Annotated in this window: 15 protein-coding genes; 8 read left to right on the top strand and 7 right to left on the bottom strand. The window is 70.8% G+C overall.

All coding sequences use genetic code 11. The annotated features are described in order from the left end of the window. Positions 1–245: 245 nt before the first annotated feature. The 3 genes from WME98_RS37460 (at position 246) to WME98_RS37450 (ending at position 2,318) form a co-directional block, all read left to right on the top strand. On the top strand, positions 246–548 hold the full coding sequence (locus WME98_RS37460; RefSeq protein WP_437946475.1) for a hypothetical protein: 303 nt from the start codon (positions 246–248) through the stop codon (positions 546–548). Between the two features lie 223 nt (positions 549–771). Continuing rightward, a complete protein-coding gene (locus WME98_RS37455) occupies positions 772–1,326 on the top strand; it encodes a hypothetical protein (RefSeq protein WP_437946473.1) in 555 nt (184 codons plus the stop codon). After that, on the top strand, positions 1,323–2,318 hold the full coding sequence (locus WME98_RS37450; RefSeq protein ID WP_437946471.1) for an HTTM domain-containing protein: 996 nt from the start codon (positions 1,323–1,325) through the stop codon (positions 2,316–2,318). Before WME98_RS37455 ends, WME98_RS37450 begins: the two co-directional genes overlap by 4 nt. A gap of 47 nt (positions 2,319–2,365) precedes the next feature. On the opposite strand, the gene WME98_RS37445 is transcribed toward WME98_RS37450, so the two are convergent. The 6 genes from WME98_RS37445 to WME98_RS37420 form a co-directional block, all read right to left on the bottom strand. Beyond that, positions 2,366–3,685 (bottom strand): Dyp-type peroxidase, encoded by a 1,320-nt coding sequence (locus tag WME98_RS37445; RefSeq protein ID WP_437946469.1) that lies wholly within the window; start codon positions 3,683–3,685, stop codon positions 2,366–2,368. After that, the gene (locus WME98_RS37440) at positions 3,682–4,710 is read right to left on the bottom strand and encodes a hypothetical protein (protein ID WP_437946468.1); all 1,029 of its coding nucleotides are present in this window, start codon (positions 4,708–4,710) and stop codon (positions 3,682–3,684) included. Before WME98_RS37440 ends, WME98_RS37445 begins: the two co-directional genes overlap by 4 nt. A gap of 273 nt (positions 4,711–4,983) precedes the next feature. After that, complete coding sequence (locus WME98_RS37435; protein WP_437946467.1) at positions 4,984–5,901, bottom strand: sterol desaturase family protein; 918 nt, start codon at positions 5,899–5,901, stop codon at positions 4,984–4,986. After that, positions 5,883–7,037 carry a 2Fe-2S iron-sulfur cluster-binding protein gene (locus tag WME98_RS37430; protein ID WP_437946466.1) on the bottom strand — a complete coding sequence of 385 codons (1,155 nt, stop codon included), beginning with the start codon at positions 7,035–7,037 and terminating at the stop codon, positions 5,883–5,885. The genes WME98_RS37435 and WME98_RS37430 overlap by 19 nt, the downstream gene beginning before the upstream one ends. Positions 7,038–7,295: 258 nt before the next feature. Further along, entirely contained in the window at positions 7,296–8,216 is a 921-nt protein-coding gene (locus WME98_RS37425; RefSeq protein ID WP_437946464.1) for a LysR family transcriptional regulator, read from the bottom strand. 228 nt (positions 8,217–8,444) lie between these two features. Further along, on the bottom strand, positions 8,445–10,838 hold the full coding sequence (locus tag WME98_RS37420) for a glycoside hydrolase family 9 protein (protein ID WP_437946462.1): 2,394 nt from the start codon (positions 10,836–10,838) through the stop codon (positions 8,445–8,447). A 354-nt stretch (positions 10,839–11,192) separates the two neighbouring features. Here WME98_RS37420 and WME98_RS37415 point away from each other — a divergent pair, with 354 nt between their 5' ends. Next, a complete protein-coding gene (locus tag WME98_RS37415; protein ID WP_020734582.1) occupies positions 11,193–11,459 on the top strand; it encodes a hypothetical protein in 267 nt (88 codons plus the stop codon). Between the two features lie 187 nt (positions 11,460–11,646). Here WME98_RS37415 and WME98_RS37410 read toward each other — a convergent pair whose 3' ends face one another. Continuing rightward, positions 11,647–12,861 carry a metallophosphoesterase gene (locus tag WME98_RS37410; protein WP_437946460.1) on the bottom strand — a complete coding sequence of 405 codons (1,215 nt, stop codon included), beginning with the start codon at positions 12,859–12,861 and terminating at the stop codon, positions 11,647–11,649. A 197-nt stretch (positions 12,862–13,058) separates the two neighbouring features. On the opposite strand from WME98_RS37410, the gene WME98_RS37405 reads away from it, so the two are divergent. The 4 genes from WME98_RS37405 to WME98_RS37390 all read left to right on the top strand — a co-directional run bounded on the left by WME98_RS37405 (position 13,059) and on the right by WME98_RS37390 (position 18,223). Then, complete coding sequence (locus WME98_RS37405) at positions 13,059–13,520, top strand: bestrophin family ion channel (protein WP_437946459.1); 462 nt, start codon at positions 13,059–13,061, stop codon at positions 13,518–13,520. 174 nt (positions 13,521–13,694) lie between these two features. After that, positions 13,695–15,512 carry a DUF885 domain-containing protein gene (locus tag WME98_RS37400; protein WP_437946457.1) on the top strand — a complete coding sequence of 606 codons (1,818 nt, stop codon included), beginning with the start codon at positions 13,695–13,697 and terminating at the stop codon, positions 15,510–15,512. A gap of 631 nt (positions 15,513–16,143) precedes the next feature. Further along, positions 16,144–16,710, top strand: coding sequence for a hypothetical protein (locus WME98_RS37395; protein ID WP_437946456.1), 567 nt, complete (start codon positions 16,144–16,146; stop codon positions 16,708–16,710). Positions 16,711–16,951: 241 nt separating this feature from the next. Then, positions 16,952–18,223 carry a hypothetical protein gene (locus WME98_RS37390; protein ID WP_437946455.1) on the top strand — a complete coding sequence of 424 codons (1,272 nt, stop codon included), beginning with the start codon at positions 16,952–16,954 and terminating at the stop codon, positions 18,221–18,223. Positions 18,224–18,230: the final 7 nt, after the last annotated feature.

Below are 18,230 nucleotides of genomic sequence, written 5' to 3'. Positions count from 1 at the left end.
GACCGCCACGAATGGCTGTATTGCCGCTGGTGCCGCAGTGTCGCCGCGCACCGCTGACGCATTGCACACCTTCACCTGATTAACCCAGATATTGTCAGGAATGATTTGTGCGCAGCGATCAGCGGCCTGCCACCTGCCGCGCCGGTCGAACTCGGCCCGTCTCCTGCATCGCCATGGGCGCAACGTCGTGCGTACGGGCGGAGCGTCACGCCCACGGCGCGACCGAAGAGGGAAGGAGCCGACAGATGAACCATGTGAAACTTCTTGGCCTCGTCGCCGTCAGCGCAGGAGTGTGCGGGCTCTCTGCGCTGGCTTCTGCGGCGACCACGGTGCCCATCGACAACCTGAACCTCGTCGAGGAGACAGCAGCGCCACCATCGCTTGACAACGAGCGGCACGCCTTACGGCCGGATGCCAGATTTTACCGGCCGGCTGTCGGATATTACCGGCCCGCCGCCGGATATTACCGGCCCGCCGCCGGATATTACCGGCCCGCCGCCGGATATTACCGGCCCGCCGCCGGATATTACCGGCCGTTTCGGCGCTAGACACAGGATGGACACGGAGCCGGGCGCGGCCATCACCGAACGCCGGGTCCGCTCTGCCGAGCGCGGAGTCGATCATCGCGGGCGATTGCGCTGAGACATCGCGCGTCGAGCGTCGCCCTCCGACCGCGGCCCGCTCTGCGGCCCGGCGGCGACGCATTGGAAACGTGGGTGGCGAAAGCGGGTGGCACGCCCCGCGCAATACGGCTCCGCCGGGGTAAGCTCCATGGACGAGACAGGAAAGATAGGAAAGCACGCGCTCCTCGTGCTTCCCGCTGCCGCGACCCACCTCGGGCTCGTGCTCGTGCTGGGCGTGCTGCATGTGCGCTTGCCGCCCGGAGGATGGGTGGAGCGCGCGGTGGGTTATTATGGCGCGCTCTCCGGGGCCAGCAGCGCGTATTCCTTCTTTGCTCCGAGCGTCGGGCCCTTGCCCTGGGCCACCTTCGAGGTCAGGGATCGCGCGGGAACGCTGACGACCGATGTGCTGGAGACAGGAGCGAGCCGGGAAGCGGACCTCCGCGTCAAAAATATCATCGATATGTACTGGGATGAGCAGGACCCGGCCGTGAGGCGCTCCCTGGTCGCGTCCTGGGTAGCGAAGGTGTTCGCCAAGCACCCAGAGGCGGACAGCGTCGTCATCCGGCTCGAGAGCTACGACCTGCCCTCGATGGCGGAGGTTCGCGCGGGCAAGCAGCCGCAGTGGTATGTCGAATATCGGGCCAAGTTCACCCTGAAGGCCCAGCTCGCCGCCGGCGAGGTCAGCAAGGAGGCGACGCCATGAGGCAGCGGACCCATACCCTGCGCCTGCCGAACGCTAGAGAGGCAGCTGCGCGCCTGTGGGGCTCGATGGGGCGGTTCGCGTTCGCCCCCGCGTCGGCGCGGCCCCTGGCGGCGCTCCGGATAGGGCTCGCGTCGGTCCTCTTGACGCAGGCGGCGCTGATCGCGCCCATCGCCTCCGAGCTGTACTCGCGTTCGGGCATCGTTCAGGGACAGCTCCTCGACGGGTCTGGCGCGATCGGCTTCCCCCGGATCGGCCACCTCGTGAATGCATTTTCGCGCATCGGGGTCGGTGAGAGCTCGGTGATCGCTGGGGTGGGTGTCCTCTACGCGCTGTCGCTGGCTGGCCTCCTGCTCGGCTGGAGGACGAGGTCCTCCGCGGCGTGCGCCTGGCTCGTGCATTTCACGTTGATGGTGACCGCGGAGCGGACGAACTACGGAGCAGATCAGTTCGCGAACATCTTCCTGTTCTACCTCATCTTCATGCCTTCTGGCGCTGCGCTGTCGCTCGATCGTGTCTTCGGACGAGCGCCGCCCGAGCCGAGCGCGACTGCGCGTCTCGCGCTGCGGGTGGTACAGCTGCACCTTTGTCTCGTCTACCTTTCGAGTGGTCTGGAAAAGGCGGTGGGCTCAGCGTGGTGGGACGGCGACGCGATATGGCGCTCGCTCATGCTGCCCGAGTACCGGCGGTTCGATTTTTCGTGGCTCGCTCACCACGCGTGGGTCGCCATGGCCGCGGGGTGGATGGTGCTGCTCGTGGAGATCGGGTACCCGTTCTTCATCTGGCCACGTCGGACCCGGCGGCTCTGGGTAGCAGCCACGGTCGGATTGCACGTCGGGATCGCGGTCTTCATGAGGCTCGATGTCTTCGGTGCGATCATGTCGGTGCTCACCATTGCCGCGTTCGGCGTGGAGGCGGACCCTCGACGGGCGCGGGCGCCCTCGGCTGTGGGCGCTCTTTGGCGGTGGGTTCGCGGGCCCCGTCCGCGAACGTGATCCTCCGCTCGACCGCGGTCCCGGTGGGGGTCGCCGCGTGGGCCTGGTCACGTGCCGAGCGCGGCGAGCCAGCGCAGGGCGCGCAGCCCGGGCATGAAGCAGTACTCTCCGCCGCGCGTGACCACGAACCGGGACAGGCCCTGGACGCGGCGGCGGACCGGCCAGCGCGGGATGGTGAAGCCGCCGCCCCCCTCGCCGGTGCTGGCGATGGGATCTCGGTCCGCGCCGGCTCCGATGAACTCGCTGTCGTTGAGCCAGACCGACTGCACGAACTCGAACTGCCGGCGCAGGTGCGCGCCGATGAACAGGAGCACCTGGCCCCGGTCGGCGCCGTCGTCCTCCAGGGCGCCCTCCGGCAGCGGCGGGCCGTAGGTCGTGCGGCGCCGGAGCACGCGGTGGATCCGCACCGTGTCTCCGCCCCCCAGCGCGTCGCGCGGGTTCGCGCGCCGGATGTGCGAGCCCGGAGGGGTCTTGTACCCCTTCGAATCGTCACGGTAGAGGAAGGCGTTGTTGCGCGTCGGGTCGGCGCCCAGGGCGGGATCGTCCTTCTCCGGGCTGAGCGCCAGCGGCGCGCCGCTCCGCCAGCGCCCCATCATCTTGGCGGCGAGCCACTCCTCCTCCTCGGGATTCGCCGAGCTCTCCTTCAGGAACTGGCGGAACGCCGCGACGCGCTGGCGCACCTTGCGCAGGACCGCGTAGGTGCCGTTCCTGCCCAGCACCTCGGGCGTGGGCATCGGCGGCAGGCCGCCCAGCTCGTCGGGATAGCCGAGGACGAACTCACCCGGCTTCAAGGGGGGCTCGTCGGGGTTCGTGCCTGGGATGCCGCTCCCCTCGATCGCGGGCTGGCTGACACCATCCATGAACCCGAAGGGCTCCTGCCCGCTGGCGAGCACGTGGCAGTCCTCGCGCCAGACCGCCGCGAGCCCCGGCAGCGCGCCGATCGCCTTCAGCGCGCGATCGATCCGCGCCGCGAGGCCCTCGGCGTCCGGCGCGATGGCGGCGAACACCACATGGACGTCCGGCGTGCCGAGCGGCGCCTCCCAGTGGGCAGGGGCGCTCTCGCCGGTGTCGCCCAGCACGGCGGCGCGCGCGGCCATCCCTTGCTGAAACTCCGGCGGGAAGCTGTCGAGCGAAGCCTGCGGCACCCCCAGCGCCCTGAGGCCCTGGAAGGTGAGGCCCACGTTCACCCACGCATCCCTGTCCGGGCTCGTCGCGCTCGCGGCCGACGCCACCAGCTCGCTCGCGCGCTGCATCAGCCTCCGCCCGTCGATCGGGTCGTCGATGCGGACGAGGAGGTAGGTCGCCGCGTAGGGGGTCGGCCGGGGACGGAGGATGCCGCTCTGGATGTCGTCGAGCTCGAGCGTCATTGCGCGCCGCCTCCCCTCACGATGTTTCGCCAGAACTGCTTCAGGCTGTCCGTGACGCCGTACAGCGAGCTGAAGAGGGTGGAGTCTGCCACCAGCACGTCGCCGGCGCGGTCGCCGTCCGGAGGCACCCAGACGACCGCGTTGAACTCCCGGTTGCCCGCCTCCGTGAAGGGGTGCGGCGGCCTCGTCATGTCGATGGGCCGCGTGGCCAGGACATGAACTGACCTCGGGTCGTCGATGGTCACCGCATAATGGGGCAGGTGAGGATGGTAGTTGAACACCGTGACCCCCTCGAGGAAGCCGCGCGTGTCCAGATCCCTCAGGACGCACAGCGGCGTGACGTCGCGGGTCCCCGGGACGACCGCGGACCGGAGCCCCCAGCGGTTCTCGACGGGCACCCCGAGCCCCTTCAAGAGGGCCCGGGCGTAGCCGCCGAAGCGTTGCCGGCGCGGCGTCGCGACGTCGCCGTGGTGGTGGAACTCCTTCTCGCGCTCCTCTGGGTCGTCGGATCGTCCGATGTCGTGGTGCGGGCCGACGACCAGGCAGGTCCCCTCGCGCGCCAGGAAGCGTCGGACCGCCTCGATCTCCTCCGGGGACGGCTCCATCTGGGCGCGCAGGATCTCGGTGCCGAACACGAGCAGCGTGTCCGCGTCCGCGAGCACCCGCTCGTCGAGCGGGAGCGGGTAGCCGGCTTGATCGATCCCCTGGAACAGGGGGACCGGCTGTCCCGTGACCTCCTCGGCGAACTGCTGGAACGGCGCCCAGGTCCGGAGGATCAGCTCCAGTACCCCCGCGATGCCCTGCTGGTACGAACGTGGGCTCGCCGCCCATTCGAACTCCGGATAGAACACCCGGCGGAACTCGAACATGGTGTTGTACCGGTCGTCCAGCACGTTGACGTCCAGGTTCGCCTCCCCCGGGTACGTCCAGGAGGCGTAGATGCTGACGCGGCGCCGACCGGCGGCGTAGCTCCGGGGCGCGTGGGTCTGGTTGTAGGTCCGCGGCGCCGTCGTCGGTGCGGTCATCTCGGCTCCCTCCGGTCTCTCACTGCATGGCGTCGAGCATCGCCGAGAACCCCTTTTCGACCTGGAGCGCCCGCTTGATCTCCTTCACCGTGACCCCCTCGTACTCCGAGTATTCGAGGAAGCTCGGGCGATGGTGCTCGCGGACGAACTTCTTGAACGCCTCGGGCTGCCCGACCCGACGTCGTGACGGGGCGGAACCTGGATGATGGGGGCGCCGATCTTCCGGACGTCATGCCGGGATCGCGCGGGCGCCCCATCCAGCCCGGGGGCGGCTCAGCGCACCACGACGGCGCGGCCATCGGCGGTGTAAATGACCGCCTCTGCCGCGGCGAGCGCGGCCGCCGTCGGCGCTGGCTCGATCGACGGGCGGCGGGCCGCCACCTTCTCCACCTTCTTCGTCGAGCTCGTCGAGCGCACGAACGGCCAGAAAAGCTGCTCAGCCCAGGGCTCGACCGGCGCGTCGTCGGGCAGCCCGAAGCCCTCCTGCCGGGCATGCGGGATCATGAGCGTGCCATGGATCACATCGAAGCAGATGAGGGCGACGCCATAGTTCTTCATGGCATTGCCGTAGCGGCCGACGCCGTGGTGGACATGGTGGGTGTCGGGCAGCGAGACGACGCGCTCGATCACCCACATGAAGGGGCGCGTGAAGCGGTTGCGCTGGAGCGGCAGATCCCAGCGGAGATCGGAGTGCTCCATCAAGACCATCAGCGTCCTGAAGGCCAATCCAGCCGCGTAGGCGCCAGGCTGGCCGAGCCAGACGACGGCCGGGGCCAACCACGCGCCCGGCACCAGCACATGCCACAACCAGTTTTGCCGGTACCCGACGCCGATGTTCATGTTGCGCGGGGCGTGGTGCGGTTTGTGGACACGCCACAGCCACGGCCATTCATGGCTCTTGCGGTGGAACCAGTATACCGCGTACTCCTCGACGAGCACGTAGATCGGGAAGGCGAGCCAGAAGCTCACGCCCGCGAGCGCCCCCTCGGAGCGCGGCCAGAGAGCCTTGAACGCCCAGATCAAGGCTGCGAAGGATGCGCCACGCACCAGCAGGAAGCTGCCGAGCCCCACGAGGCTCGCGCCGAGCTCCCGCATGGTGAGCACGCCGGGGCGACGGTACAGGCCGAACGCGGTCTCCAACGCGGCGAAGATCGCGATGAGAGCGACGGCGATCAGAGCACTTCCGAGCATGATGACCCTCCTTCCGCGCGCGGTGTCCGGGCTCTTCCGCCCGCCCGGGTGGCGAGGGCGATCGAGCCGCGATCCAGGAACCTGTCGTAATGCAAGTGGTCCGGCGGGATCACGCCGCGCAGCACGTGGAGCGCGGCGTCGATCATCCCGGGCGGACCGCACAGGTAGGCCGCGCGATCGGCGTGGGCCGCGGCGACCTCACGGAGGTAGTCCGTGACGTGCCCCTCCCGCCCTGTCCAGCTCGAGCCTGCGGGCTCTCGCGAGAGCACGGGAACGAAGGCGAACCGCCCTCGCCATCGCTCCTCGATCGAGGCGATGGTGTCGAGCCCGTAGAGGTCCTCTTGGGTGCGCGCGCCGACGACCAGCGTCACGTCGCGAGCCAGCCCGTCCGAGATCCCTTGCTCGAGGATCGCGCTTATCGGCGAGAGGCCGGTACCTCCTGCCACGCAGAGGAGCGGCCGCTCGGCCTCGTGGTAGCGGAAGCCGCCGTGGGGCCCCGAGAAGCAGAGGCGCGAGCCCGTCCGATCGGCGGCGAAGAGCCAATCGGTGAAGGCGCCGCCCGGGACGTGGCGGATATGAAAGAGCGCCCTTCGCGGCGAGGCTCGAGCCGGCGCCTCGGCGAACGAGTAGCAGCGCGGCTCGCCAAGCCCAGGAACGCCGGGCGACGTGAGCTGCGCATACTGCCCGGCCACGTAGCGGATCTCCGCGGCGAGCCCGACCTCGATCGCGAGGATGCCGGGCGCGAGCGGCGTCGCGCGCGTGATGCTCGCGTCAGTCTGCACCGGCTGCACCGGCGCACGGCTCGTCGAGCGCTCGCGGCCCACGCCCGGGACCTCGACCGCCACGTCCTCCGACTCGGCCAGGCTCTGGCAGGCGAGGATGAAGCCGGCAGAGAGCTCCTCGGGCGTGACGTGGCCAGAGATGTCCTTTTTGAGGCGGACACGCCCCTTGGTGAGCCGGCACTTGCAAGTACCGCACTCGCCCACGTTGCACAGCCGGGGGAAGGGGATATTTGCGCGCGCGGCTGCGCTGAGCAGCGTCTCTCCGGGCTCGATGGCCGCCGCGCGCTCGCTGCCCAGGACATGAAGCGTCCCGCCTCGACCTCGCTTTCGGCGGACAGATGACAATCCGAACATGATGTGTTCTCTCCGTGTGGATGGCCCCCCAGGTCCGCGGCACCTGGCCGCGAGCTCGGGTCGCTCTTCGCTCGGCCGCCGCTTGCTCGTGCGGCCCTGAGCGCGCGGATTTCATGGGCGGGGACCCACGCAAAGCCCAATCAAGAAACGGTATGAGTCAGTTCACCGGCGCGAATATTCCGCGGAATCCGGGGTCGCACCTCTTCTTGAACCAGCCCGCCCACCGAGGACGGGTCAGACGCGGCTGCCGAGGACGGGTCAGACGCGGCTGCAGAGATCGGCGAGGGATCGCCGGAGCCACTGATGGGCCGGGTCGGCCTCCTGACATACGTGCCACATCATGAACAGCGGGATCGGCTGGATGGGCAGCGGACAGCTTACGACCCGGACGGGGAAGTGCTGCTCGAACAGCCGGGCCAGGGGGAGCGGCAGCGTGCAGACGAGGTTCGACTGCGAGACGATGAACGGCATCGATAGATAATGGGGGACCTGCACCTGCACGCGCCGCGATCGCCCCACGGCGGCCTGGGTGTGCTCCGCCAGGTCGGTCTGGCCCTCGCGCGGCTCGAGGATGACGTGCTCGAGCGCCATGTACTCGTCGACGGTCAAGGATGGCCCCACGGTCGGGTGATCCTGGCGCACCAGCGGGACGAGCTCGACGTCGAGCACGCGCTCTCGCCGGAACCCCTCGCCCGGGATGACGACGTGATCCAGGACGAGCTCGACCTTGCCGAGCCGCATTTCATTCTGCAGCAGGGCCCCGGGCTCGCGGCAGATCTCGATCCGGACGCGAGCGCCGAGCTGCTCGAGCCACCGCAGAAACCGGGGCAAGAGAACGGCCTCTCCGAGGTCGCCGATCCCCAGCTTGAAGGTGTGGCTCGCCGTGTAGTCGAAGGCGTCAGGCTGAGCCAGCGAGGCCTGGATCAGGTCGAGTGCCCTCCGGATCGGGCCGGCGAGCGAGAGGGCGCGCGGCGTCGGAGCCATCTCCTTGCCGCAACGTACGAAGAGATCGTCGTCGAACAGCAGCCGCATCCGGGCCAGAGCGCTGCTCACGGCTGGCTGGGTCATGCCGAGGCGCTCGGCTGCCCGTGTCACGTTGCGCTCGGCGAGCATGACGTCGAGCACGGTGAGCAGGTTCAGGTCCACGGCGCGCAGGCGAGGGAGCGGCGGTGCGCTCATGCGGAAAGGGTAGCGCGGCCCCACCACGTGCCGCGGTCGGCCCGCGGGGGGCGAGCTCCTCCGCGCCTCCTTGAGGTCGGCGGCTCAGGGTGCTGGCCAGCGAGCCGGCCACGGCGGCGGGCGTCGTGGGGTCGATGGCGCGATCTCTCCAGCCTGTGGGCTGGGCCGGCGGGGCCGCGCCCCGGAGCGCACGCGCGCTCCGGAGCGCCCGCCCTCGGCTCGGCGACCCTACTTCTTCGCCTTCTCGTCTAGGAAGCCGGTCACCCACGCGAACGGCGCGTTCCAGTTGATCGTGATCTCGTTGACGCTCCAGGCCTCGATGTGGTCGACGAAGCACCGCTGCGCGACGCACCCCTTGAGGCCGGCGCTCTGGACGTGGGGGTCCTGCAGCGAGGAGTTCGGGCCGCCGGATACGGCGCCGGGCGGCGCCTTCGGGTACTTGCTGTTCGCCTGGTGGGCCCAGAACCGGTGGTGCGGGTTCTCGAGCGGCTTGTCGCCGTAGCCGGTCACATACGACTGCCCGAGCGCGTTGCGCCCGAGGAGGTAGTCCATGCCGAGCACCACCCCGTCGAGGTACTTCGGCTGCTTGGTGAAGTCGTGGGCGAGCGCGACCACGAGCATGTTGTTGAGCACGAAGGAGTTCGAGCCCCACTCGTACTTGCCGGCGGGCGTCCGCTGGACGAGCGTCCGGTAGCCCTCCTTCTCGGCGATCGCGAGGTACTGGTCGGCGGCCTTCGCGATGCGGCCGCGGATCTGCTGCTGCCACGCCGCGTCGACGTGGCCGGGCACGATCGCCATCGAGATCTGGCCGAGCGCGTCCGTGACCTTCCAGTTCATCGACGAGGCCACCCCGTCGACCTCCGTCGGGAACCGCGCGTTCAGCGGCGAGGCCTGGAGGTACTGCTTGTACTCCGGCTTCCCGGTGGTGACGAAGAGCTCGGCCGCGGCCCAGTAGAAGTCGTCCTTGACGTCGGTGTCGTCGTACGGCCCGCCGCCCTTGTCGCCGCCGGGCGGCGCGTACAGGGCCGGGTTCTGCTTCGCCGCCGCCCACGCGCGCTCGGCGGCCTTGAGGCACCGCGCGGAGAACGCCGCGTCCACCGTCTTCCAGACGCGCGCGCACTGCGCCCCGACGGCAGCGACGTTGAGCGTCGCCGCCGTGCTCGGCTTGTGCAGCGAGCGCGTCATCTTGTCCTCGTGCGGCGCGAGGCCGAGGCCCGTCCACGCGTCGTCGTGCATCTTGTGGTGCACCATGCCGGCGAGCGGCTTGCCTTCCGGCACCTGCATCCCCAGCAGGAACTCGATCTCCCAGCGCGCCTCGTCGAGGATGTCGGGCACGTTGTTCTTGCCCTCGGGGATGCTCAGCTTGCCGTCGCCGAAATCGGCGCTCGAGCTGCCGAGGTGCTTCGTCCGCTCGTGCCAGTTGAGCAGCGTCCACACCGAGATGCCGCCGTTGACCACGTACTTGCCGTGATCGCCGGCGTCGTACCAGCCGCGGGACGCGTCGAGCGCGTAGTCGCAGCCGCTGCCCTTGAGGCAGCGCGTGCTCTTGTCCTGGAGGTGCCCGGCCGGGCGCGCCAGCTCGGGCTTGCCGGCATAAGGCATCTTGATCTCGATGCCGCTCCGGTTGTGATAGAAATACGCGAGCGCGTCGTACTTGAGCTTCTGGTAGATGTCGGCGCCGATGTCGAACGGGTAGCTCTTCTCCTCGCCGACCTTGAGCACGTAGCCCTGGCCCGGCGCCTTGTGGGCGGTGAAATCGACGAGGTGGACGTGATCGCCGGAGGCGCCGTCCTTCCCGAAGACCTTGGTCTGGCCGCGCGCGACCGGCTTGCCCGAGCCGTCGAGCAGCTCCCACGCGAGCGGCGCGGTCGCGGCGTCGCTCACGCTCGCGATCTTGATCGCGCCCGGCAGATACCCGACCTGGTTCACGGCGACCTTCGGCGCCGCCGCCGCCGCGTCGCCCGCGGGCGCGGCGGCCCTGAACTCCGGGTCGTCGAGGCGGATGTCGTCGATGCAGACCTCGAACGGCTCCTTGGCCGACGCCATCGCGCCGCCGATGTGGAAGGCGAGCTCCGCCGTCGCGTCGTCGGCCTTCGCCATCGAGAACTTGCCGGAGAAGGTCTTGGGCTCGGTCCCGAGCTCGACGGTCTCGAACCAGTACTCGTCGTACGGCGGCCCCGACATGCCGACCTTCGGGCGCGCCTTCGTGGGCGCGGACGCCCACGCCTTGTACTGGATCGTGTAGCTGTGCCCCTTCTGGATCACCATCTCCCGGTGGCGGAACTGGGCGTCCCAGTTGTTCGACCCCTTGTTCGTCACCGTCACGCAATAGGCGCCGTTCTTCACCTCGGCGCTGCCCGCGCCCGGCGCGGTGAACGAGGTGGTCCAGGGCAGGCTCTTGTCGTCGTTGAAATCGGAGGCCTTGAGCAGGTTGGTCTGCGCGGGCCCGGCGCTCGCCGCGGCGCCCGTGTCGGCGCCCGGGGCGGCGCCGGCGGAAGGAGCCTCCGCGGAGGGGCCCTGCGAGGTCGCGCATCCAGCGCTCGCCGCGAGCGCGCCGAGCACGAGCGCGGACACCCGCCCCGCTCGGCGGAGGATCCACGGCTTGAGATGGGAGTGGTTCATAAGTCCTCGGTTCACGGATGGGGGCAATCCGCGCTTAAAAAGCGGCAATTATGTCCATCTTGTCAAGCGCAATCCTCGCCTGCGCGTCGAATCGGCGGGCCGCTCCGTCCTGCGGATCCCCGCCCGGCTCCCCGCGGCGCGACACGGCGGCGCTGCGCCGGAGCCACGCCGGAGCCCCACGGAAAGCACGCCGGAGATCGCGAGCGCGCCGGAGGCCGGGGCCGCGCGCGCTCCATCCCCCGGGTGCTGCGGCGCCGGTCGATTCGCGCTGGTACCTCCGGCGCGGGCGCACTAGGCTCTGCCGAGCCTCGTCGCGTCCGGATCGCGACCGAGCACCCCAAACGAGGAGACGACATGGCAAAGCACAGCTTCTCAGTCCCCTTCCCCGGCTCCGCTCAAGACATCGTCGCGAAGGCCAAGGCAGCGATCGAGAAGGCCGGTGGTCAGTTCAGCGGCAACGAGGGCAACGGCACGTTCTCGGTGCCCACGCCGGCGGGGACGGTGAAGGGCTCCTATGCCATCGCCGCGCAGAGCTTCTCGGTCGACATCACGGACAAGCCGTTCATCGTCCCCGGCAGCGCCATCGAGTCCCAGGTGCGCAAGTTCCTCGAAAAGGCCTGACGCCCGGCCGCCTACCTACCCGCGCGCGCCCGCCTGCGCGCTCAGCCGTCGCCGCGCGAGGCGCGGAGTCGATCGCCGCGCCGCCCTGGCGCGTCGGGCCTCCTCCGCGAAGCATCCATCCACTCTGGAACGCGCCCCTCGGGGCGCGGGGCGGCCGGCGTCGGCCCCCCGGGCGGGAGCTCGCCTGTCACGCGCCGTCGCCGGCGAGGTGCACCTTGAGCACGCTCTCCTCGGCGGGGACGCCGAGCCGGAGGGGGAAGCCGTAGTGCCCTGTCCCGCGGTGCACGTAGAGCCGGTCCGGGCCGCGGGCCCACAGGCCGTGATCGGGCATGTTCACGAAGAGCCGGAGGGCGGTCCAGGAGCCGCCGAGGCTGACCAATCCGAGCTGCCCGCCGTGGGTGTGGCCGGAGAGCACGAGATCCCCCTCGCCCTCGCCGAGGAGGCGGAACGCACCCGGATCGTGGAGCAGGACGAGCCGGAGCGCCCCGGGCGCGCGCGGGTGCCGGGCGCAGACCTCGGCCATGCGCTCCGCGCGATCGCGGTAGTGGAAGTCCATCCCGAGCACCTGGACCGGCCCCGCGGCCGTCTCGACGAGCGCCGCCTCGTCGACGAGCAGGCGCACCCCGGCCCGGGCGAGCGCGGTCGCGACGAGGCGGGGCGACTCGTGATCGTGGTTGCCGTGGCACGCGAACACGCGGCCCTCCAGGGCGCGGAGCGGGGACAGCGCCTCGGCGAGGTGCTCCGCGGTGTCCTGCGACTCCATGGTCAGGTAGTCGCCGGTGAGCACGACGAGATCCGGATCGCGCGCGACCGCGCGCTCGCAGATGCCGCGGAGCCGCGCGACGGACATGAACGGGCCGAGGTGAGGGTCGGTGATCTGGACGATGCGGAGCGGGCGGCGCGCGGGGGGTGCGCCCTCGCGCGGGAGCGGGTGGCGCTTCAGCCCGTCGACGCGCGCGCGGTCGACAACGAGCTCGACCTCCTCGCGGCGGGCGGTGAGCGACTGGAGGATGCCGACGCCGGCGAGGGCGAACGGCGCCCAGAGGCCGTACGGCGTCGCGCCGAGGGCGCCCGCGATGGCCCAAGGGAACGACAGGAAGGTCGCCGCCACGAAGTAGGACGCCGGGATGCTCACGAGCGCCCGGTAGGCGAGCGGGCGCATCCGCGGGCGCGAGAGCAGGAGGAAGTGCAGGTAGACCGCGCCGTGGAGGTACGCGAACGCCGGCGCGAGCGGGCCGACGTGGCGGAAGAGCGCGCACGCGATCAGCGTGTGGATGCCGAGCAGCACGCCGACGAACCGGGCGTAGAGCCGGCCGCGGCGGCGCCGCGCCGCGACGACGACGAGGAGCCAGGCCAGGAGGGAGGCCACCCAGAACAGGACGACGGGGGAGAGGGGCTTCAATCGACGGCTCCAGGCGACGCGGGCGCGCAGAGCCACCGCGGTCTGCCCTGCCCGGTCGGACTGGCGAGTCTCCCGCGTCCGGCGCGCCCGCGCCAGGCGCCCGGGTCCGGTCGTGCGACGGGCGGGCTTACCCCCTTGGGGCTGGCGGCGTTGCGGCATAGGCCCCCTGCTGGTACGCCGCGGGGCAGGTCGAGGCCATGGCGGCGCACCCCCACCCGCCGCTCTACGCCGCGCAGCAGGTCTCCGAGCGCCTCGCGGCCTTCGCGCGGGCCGGGAGCCTCGAGCGCAACATGGCGGTGTGCGCCGAGGAGGAGCTGAACGTCCTCGTCAACTGCCTCGGGGGCTGCGAGCGCATCCTCAAGACGCCGACGCCGCTCGGCTACGTGCTGCTCCTCCGGCGTGGCGTGGCGCTCTACCTGGCCACGCTGCCCCTCGCCCTCATCAACGCGATCGGGTTCATGACGCCCCTGGTGACGATGATGGTGGCCTACCCCGTCCTGATGATCGAGGCGCTCGGCGGGGAGCTCGACGACCCGTTCGGCCACGAGCCGAACGACCTGCCGCTCACGCGCATCTGCGACACCATCGAGCGCAACCTCCTCGGCTCTTCGCCGCTCGTCCTGGTGATGGCGTCGAAGGCCGAGAGCTATGTGGACTGAGCGCCACTTCCTGCAAAATTCGCCCCGGCTTGCGCGGGAGCGCTCGGGCGCATGAAATCGACGCCGTCGATGTACGATCGAGCGACGGAGCACCGAGGCAACTGGCATCCACCAGGCGATCGTGCGCGCGCCTTGACGGGAAGAGGCATCATCGCATCCACGCTGGAGGGCTCCTTGTTCCATTCATCACGGACCGTGCTGCTGTCGCTGGCGCTCTTCGCCCTGACCCCGCTCGCCTGCACCGATCCCCGGTCGCCGGCGGCGCCGGGGCGCACCGAGACGCAAGGCTCCGCCGCGGCGGCGCGGCTCGCGGCGCTCGCCGGCGAGTACTGGGACGGCCGGCTCGCGGCCGAGCCCGTTGACGCGACGTTCCTCGGCTTCCGCAGCCACGACGACCGCCTCCCCGACGTCACCGAGGCCGGCCGCGCGCGCGAGATCGCGCGCCTCGAGGCGCTGCTCGGGCGGGCGCGCGCGATCGACGCGGCGTCCCTCGCGCTCCCCGATCGCGTCACGCACGGGATGCTTGTCCATGAGATCGAGAGCGACCTCGCGTGGCGCGCGTGTGACCTCTCGGCGTGGACGGCCGACCAGCTCGGGGGGCCGCAGGTCGAGCTCTTCCAGCTCGCGCGGGTCCAGACGGTGCGCACGGTGGAGGAGGGCCGCGCCCTCGTCGCGCGCTGGAGCAAGATCGGCGCGTACGTGGACGCTCGCACCGACCGGCTCCAGCGAGCGCTCGAACAGGGCAAGGTGGCCCCGCGCGCCACGGTGGAGCGCGTGATCGCCCAGCTCGACGAGCTGCTCGCGAAGCCCTCCGGCGAGTGGGCGCTCATGAGCCCCCGCGACGCCGCGCACCCCGACTGGCCGGAAGCGGAGCAGAAATCGTTCGCGGCGGCGGTGGAGCAGGCCGTCGAGGGCGGCGCCCGTCCGGCCTTCTCGCGCTACCGGGAGGCGCTCGCCCGCGAGATCCTGCCGCGCGCCAGGGACCAGGCGCGCGCGGGCCTGTCCCACGTGCCCGGCGGCGAGGCGTGCTACGCGCGCCTCATCCAGGCGAGCACCTCGCTCGCGCTCTCGGCCGACGAGGTCCACGCGATGGGCCTCGAGCAGGTCGCGCGCATCCGGGACGAGATGAAGGCGCTCGGCGCGAAGGCGCTCGGCACCGCGGATTTCGCGGAGATCCAGCGCCGCCTCCGCGAGGACAAGGCGCTCGCCTACGCCACGCGCGACGAGGTCGAGGCGGCGGCGGCGGCGGCGGTCGCGCGGGCCAGGGCCGCGCTCCCTGCGTGGATCGGCGCCCTGCCCCGGACCCCGCTCGTCGTGAAGCGCATGGAGGCGTTCGAGGAGAAGCACTCCCCGCCCGCCTTCTACCGCGAGCCCGCGCAGGACGGGAGCCGCCCCGGGACGTACTTCGTCAACACGTATGCCCCCGAGACGCGCCGCCGCTTCGAGTCCGAGGTCGTCGCGTTCCACGAGGCGATCCCTGGCCACCACGTCCAGGTCGCGCTGGCGCAGGAGCTCGGCGAGGTGCCCGCGTTTCGCAAGCACGCGAACGTCATGGCGTTCACGGAGGGCTGGGGGCTCTACAGCGAGCGGCTGGCGAACGAGATGGGGCTCTACTCCAGCGACCTCGATCGGCTCGGGATGCTGAGCGCCGACGCCTGGCGCGCGTGCCGGCTCGTGCTCGACACGGGCATCCACGCGAAGGGCTGGAGCCGCGCGCAGGCCGTGACGTACATGATGGAGAACACGATCCTCGGCGAGGGCGTCGTCGTGAACGAGGTCGATCGCTACATCACCTGGCCCGGGCAGGCGCTCGCGTACAAGGTCGGGCAGCTGGAGATCCTGCGGCTGCGCAAGGACGCCGAGCAGAAGCTCGGGCCCCGGTTCGACATCAAGGGGTTCCACGACGCGCTGCTCGGCGCGGGCGCGGTCACCCTGCCGATCCTCGGCGACCAGATCGCGCGCTGGGTCGCGTCGCGCGCGCGCCTCCCCTGAGCCGATCGCCACCTCGGACCGGCGTCCAGCCGTGAGGTGAGCGGCGGCGGGTGCGCCCTTCCGGCCCGCGCATCGGCCGTTCCAATCGTCATCATCCTCCCAGGGATCCTCCTCGGCGATTCCGTGGCGATCGACCACGGAAGAATACGAGTCGAGGATGGAGACGAAATGCTCCTCGACGCTGCTCTTGCGCGTCGCTCCAGCGGACACGGTCTTCAGCCGCTCGCGGTCGAGCTGCATCCGCGGCGCGTCCTCCAGCGCTGGGCGATCGGCGGTTCGCTCCCCGGCTCGACTCCCCGCAGCAGCGATAGCACTGTTTCACTCCTCGAACGCCGCCGTTCCAGCCCGCTGGCTGGCGACGCCCACCATGTCGCCGCACACTCTGGTCATCCGATTGCCATTTCCATCTCAACCAGAGATATCCATGAAAACGGAATGCTCGTTTCGACGTTGACAGAGTTTCCACCTGTGCAAATGATACCTCCGCACCGGCCGACGGAGCACGGGACGGGCGCTCCACTGCGGAGCCCGCAGCGCATCTTGCGCCGTGGCCGAGAGGCACCGATGAACCCCTGCGCCGACCACGCGCTCGGTTTGGACACATAAACCATCACAACCCATTGGCGGACAAATGAAACACACCTATCATATGACGCTCATGCGCGCCCTGACTTGCGGCCTCGTCGCCGGAGCAATCTCGCTGGGCGCACCCGCGCAAGCTCAGGCGGTGGAGTACGAAGTCTACGAAGGAGATGGTTGCCCGGTAGGATACGCACCGTTGACCGCGGCGGATGCCTTCTGGACGTTCGTCGGCCGCTGCGACGAGCTCCCCTATTCAGGAGTCTTTCGTATCGCGGACGGGGGTTCGATAGATGGCCCGTGGAACAGCTGCCAGCAGCATGCGAACGATACCCGCGAGCTGGACTACACGCTCTGCAAGCCCAACTACGAGCTCTTCGACATCGGCGGGACCACCTTTGCGGTGGTGAGAGGCGGAGAGCAGTGCATCGAGGGCTTCGAGCACGTGGATTTCGCGACCGCCTCCGCCTACGCGGAGGAGATATGCCCTCACGTCGGGCTGTGGGGAATTGCGAGGATCGGTGGAGGTGGCTCCATTGACGGTGCAGGGTACGATTGCAACGTCCGCGCGACCGACTCTCGCTCGCTCGGTGATGCCATCTGCGTAGAATCCGAGTAACTATCCCGAACCAGAGGCGGCTCGCGCAATCCCCGCCAGTCGGCCGCCGAAGAGGTGCCCGAGCAGGCTCCGTGCTCGCAGGGCTTGCGGTCCGCGGTCCCGAGGCGGGGCGCGGCGTGCCCTCGGCGCACGCACGCGCCGGCAGCGACGAGCAAGGATCCCCCAACTCCTCCGGTCTGCGGTCCGGCCCTGGCGCGCGGTCTTCGGTTATCCTGGGCGACCGATGCGTGTGTGTCGTTCCTTGCCGCTCCTTCTGGTCCTCGCCGCGCCCGGGTGCCGCGACTGCGCGCCGGATCCCTCGGCCGCGCTCCAGCCGGCGCCCGAGGCGCTCGCCGGCGCCGCGGCTCCGGCCGCCGCGTCGAGCGACGCGGCCGTCGCCCCGATCGCCTCGGGCGGCGCCGCGGCGCTCGCCCCCACGCCCAGCGGCTCGGCCGCCGCGCTGCCCGGGTCACCTCGCGTCGACGCGGCGCCGGTGGATCGCGCGGCGTACCTCGGCGCCCTCGGCCGGGGCCGCGCCGCCGCGCGCGAGGGCCGGTACGCCGAGGCGATCGCCGCCTTCGACCGCGCGCTCGCCGCGATGCCGCACGAGCCGCGCGCCCTCGCCGAGCGCGGCCACGCCCGGATGCGCCTCGGCGCGGACCTCGACGCGGCCGCCGCCGACCTGCAGCGCGCCGAGCAGCTCGGGCCCGACGACAAGCTCGCCGCCCAGATCTGGTACAACCTCGGTCTGCTCGACGAGCTGCGCGGCGAGGCCGAGCTGGCCCGCGCCGCCTTCGCCCGGTCGTTCTTCCTGTCGCCCACGGCCGCGGCCAGGGCCAAGGCGGGCCCCGGCATGCCGTGCGGCGTGCTCGTCGAGCGCCGCGAAGCCCCGTCCAGAGGCGACTTCCTCGCGCCGAGGCTCGTCGTCGCGCGGGGCTGGCTCGACGCCTACGAGCAGCTCTACCGGGACAACGACCCGAAGGTGGAGCCGAAGGAGCCCGCGACGGAGGCCGAGGCGCAGCGCTCGCTCTGCGATCGCCACGGCGCGGATCGCTGCACGGGCCCTTCGCCGTGGCTGCTGACGCGCTACCTGAACAGCACCCAGGGCGAGATCGAGGATCACGTCCTGTCGCGGCCGGACGGCGCGCTGCTCGTTTTCCATGCGGGCATGGTGTTGCGGACGACGGACCTCACGGCGATGAACCGGATGGCGTGTATCCCCGAGGAGCGGCTCGAGGTGCGGTTCGCGCCCGACGTGGTGCACGTGACGGTCGAGGCGGAGCTCCGCGCCTGGAAGAGCGCGGACGAAGCGGGGGCCGACGCGTGCGACCCCGGGCGGCTCGAGACCGAGGAGCTCTTCTACGACGCGAAGACGGGCCGGGAGCTCGTGCGGCTGAGCCGCGCGGGGGGCCGGGACGCGGCCAGGGTGAAGCTCGCCGGGCGCACGGTGGAGGTCGCGGCGGGGACCTGCACGACGACCGTGCCGCTCGACGCGCCCGCCGCCGGCGCGGGGAGTCCGGCGGAGCCGAGATGAGGGGATG

Origin of the sequence: Sorangium sp. So ce296, assembly GCF_051529605.1 — a bacterium.
GTDB lineage: Bacteria > Myxococcota_A > Polyangia > Polyangiales > Polyangiaceae > Sorangium > Sorangium cellulosum_D.
This window is presented reverse-complemented; position numbering and strand designations above follow the sequence as displayed.

Coding starts and splice junctions, on each gene's coding strand:
- WME98_RS37460 (WP_437946475.1), top strand. CDS start 246: ATGAACCATGTGAAACTTCTTGGCCTCGTCGCCGTCAGCGCAGGAGTG.
- WME98_RS37455 (WP_437946473.1), top strand. CDS start 772: ATGGACGAGACAGGAAAGATAGGAAAGCACGCGCTCCTCGTGCTTCCC.
- WME98_RS37450 (WP_437946471.1), top strand. CDS start 1,323: ATGAGGCAGCGGACCCATACCCTGCGCCTGCCGAACGCTAGAGAGGCA.
- WME98_RS37445 (WP_437946469.1), bottom strand. CDS start 3,685: ATGACGCTCGAGCTCGACGACATCCAGAGCGGCATCCTCCGTCCCCGG.
- WME98_RS37440 (WP_437946468.1), bottom strand. CDS start 4,710: ATGACCGCACCGACGACGGCGCCGCGGACCTACAACCAGACCCACGCG.
- WME98_RS37435 (WP_437946467.1), bottom strand. CDS start 5,901: ATGCTCGGAAGTGCTCTGATCGCCGTCGCTCTCATCGCGATCTTCGCC.
- WME98_RS37430 (WP_437946466.1), bottom strand. CDS start 7,037: ATGTTCGGATTGTCATCTGTCCGCCGAAAGCGAGGTCGAGGCGGGACG.
- WME98_RS37425 (WP_437946464.1), bottom strand. CDS start 8,216: ATGAGCGCACCGCCGCTCCCTCGCCTGCGCGCCGTGGACCTGAACCTG.
- WME98_RS37420 (WP_437946462.1), bottom strand. CDS start 10,838: ATGAACCACTCCCATCTCAAGCCGTGGATCCTCCGCCGAGCGGGGCGG.
- WME98_RS37415 (WP_020734582.1), top strand. CDS start 11,193: ATGGCAAAGCACAGCTTCTCAGTCCCCTTCCCCGGCTCCGCTCAAGAC.
- WME98_RS37405 (WP_437946459.1), top strand. CDS start 13,059: ATGGCGGCGCACCCCCACCCGCCGCTCTACGCCGCGCAGCAGGTCTCC.
- WME98_RS37395 (WP_437946456.1), top strand. CDS start 16,144: ATGAAACACACCTATCATATGACGCTCATGCGCGCCCTGACTTGCGGC.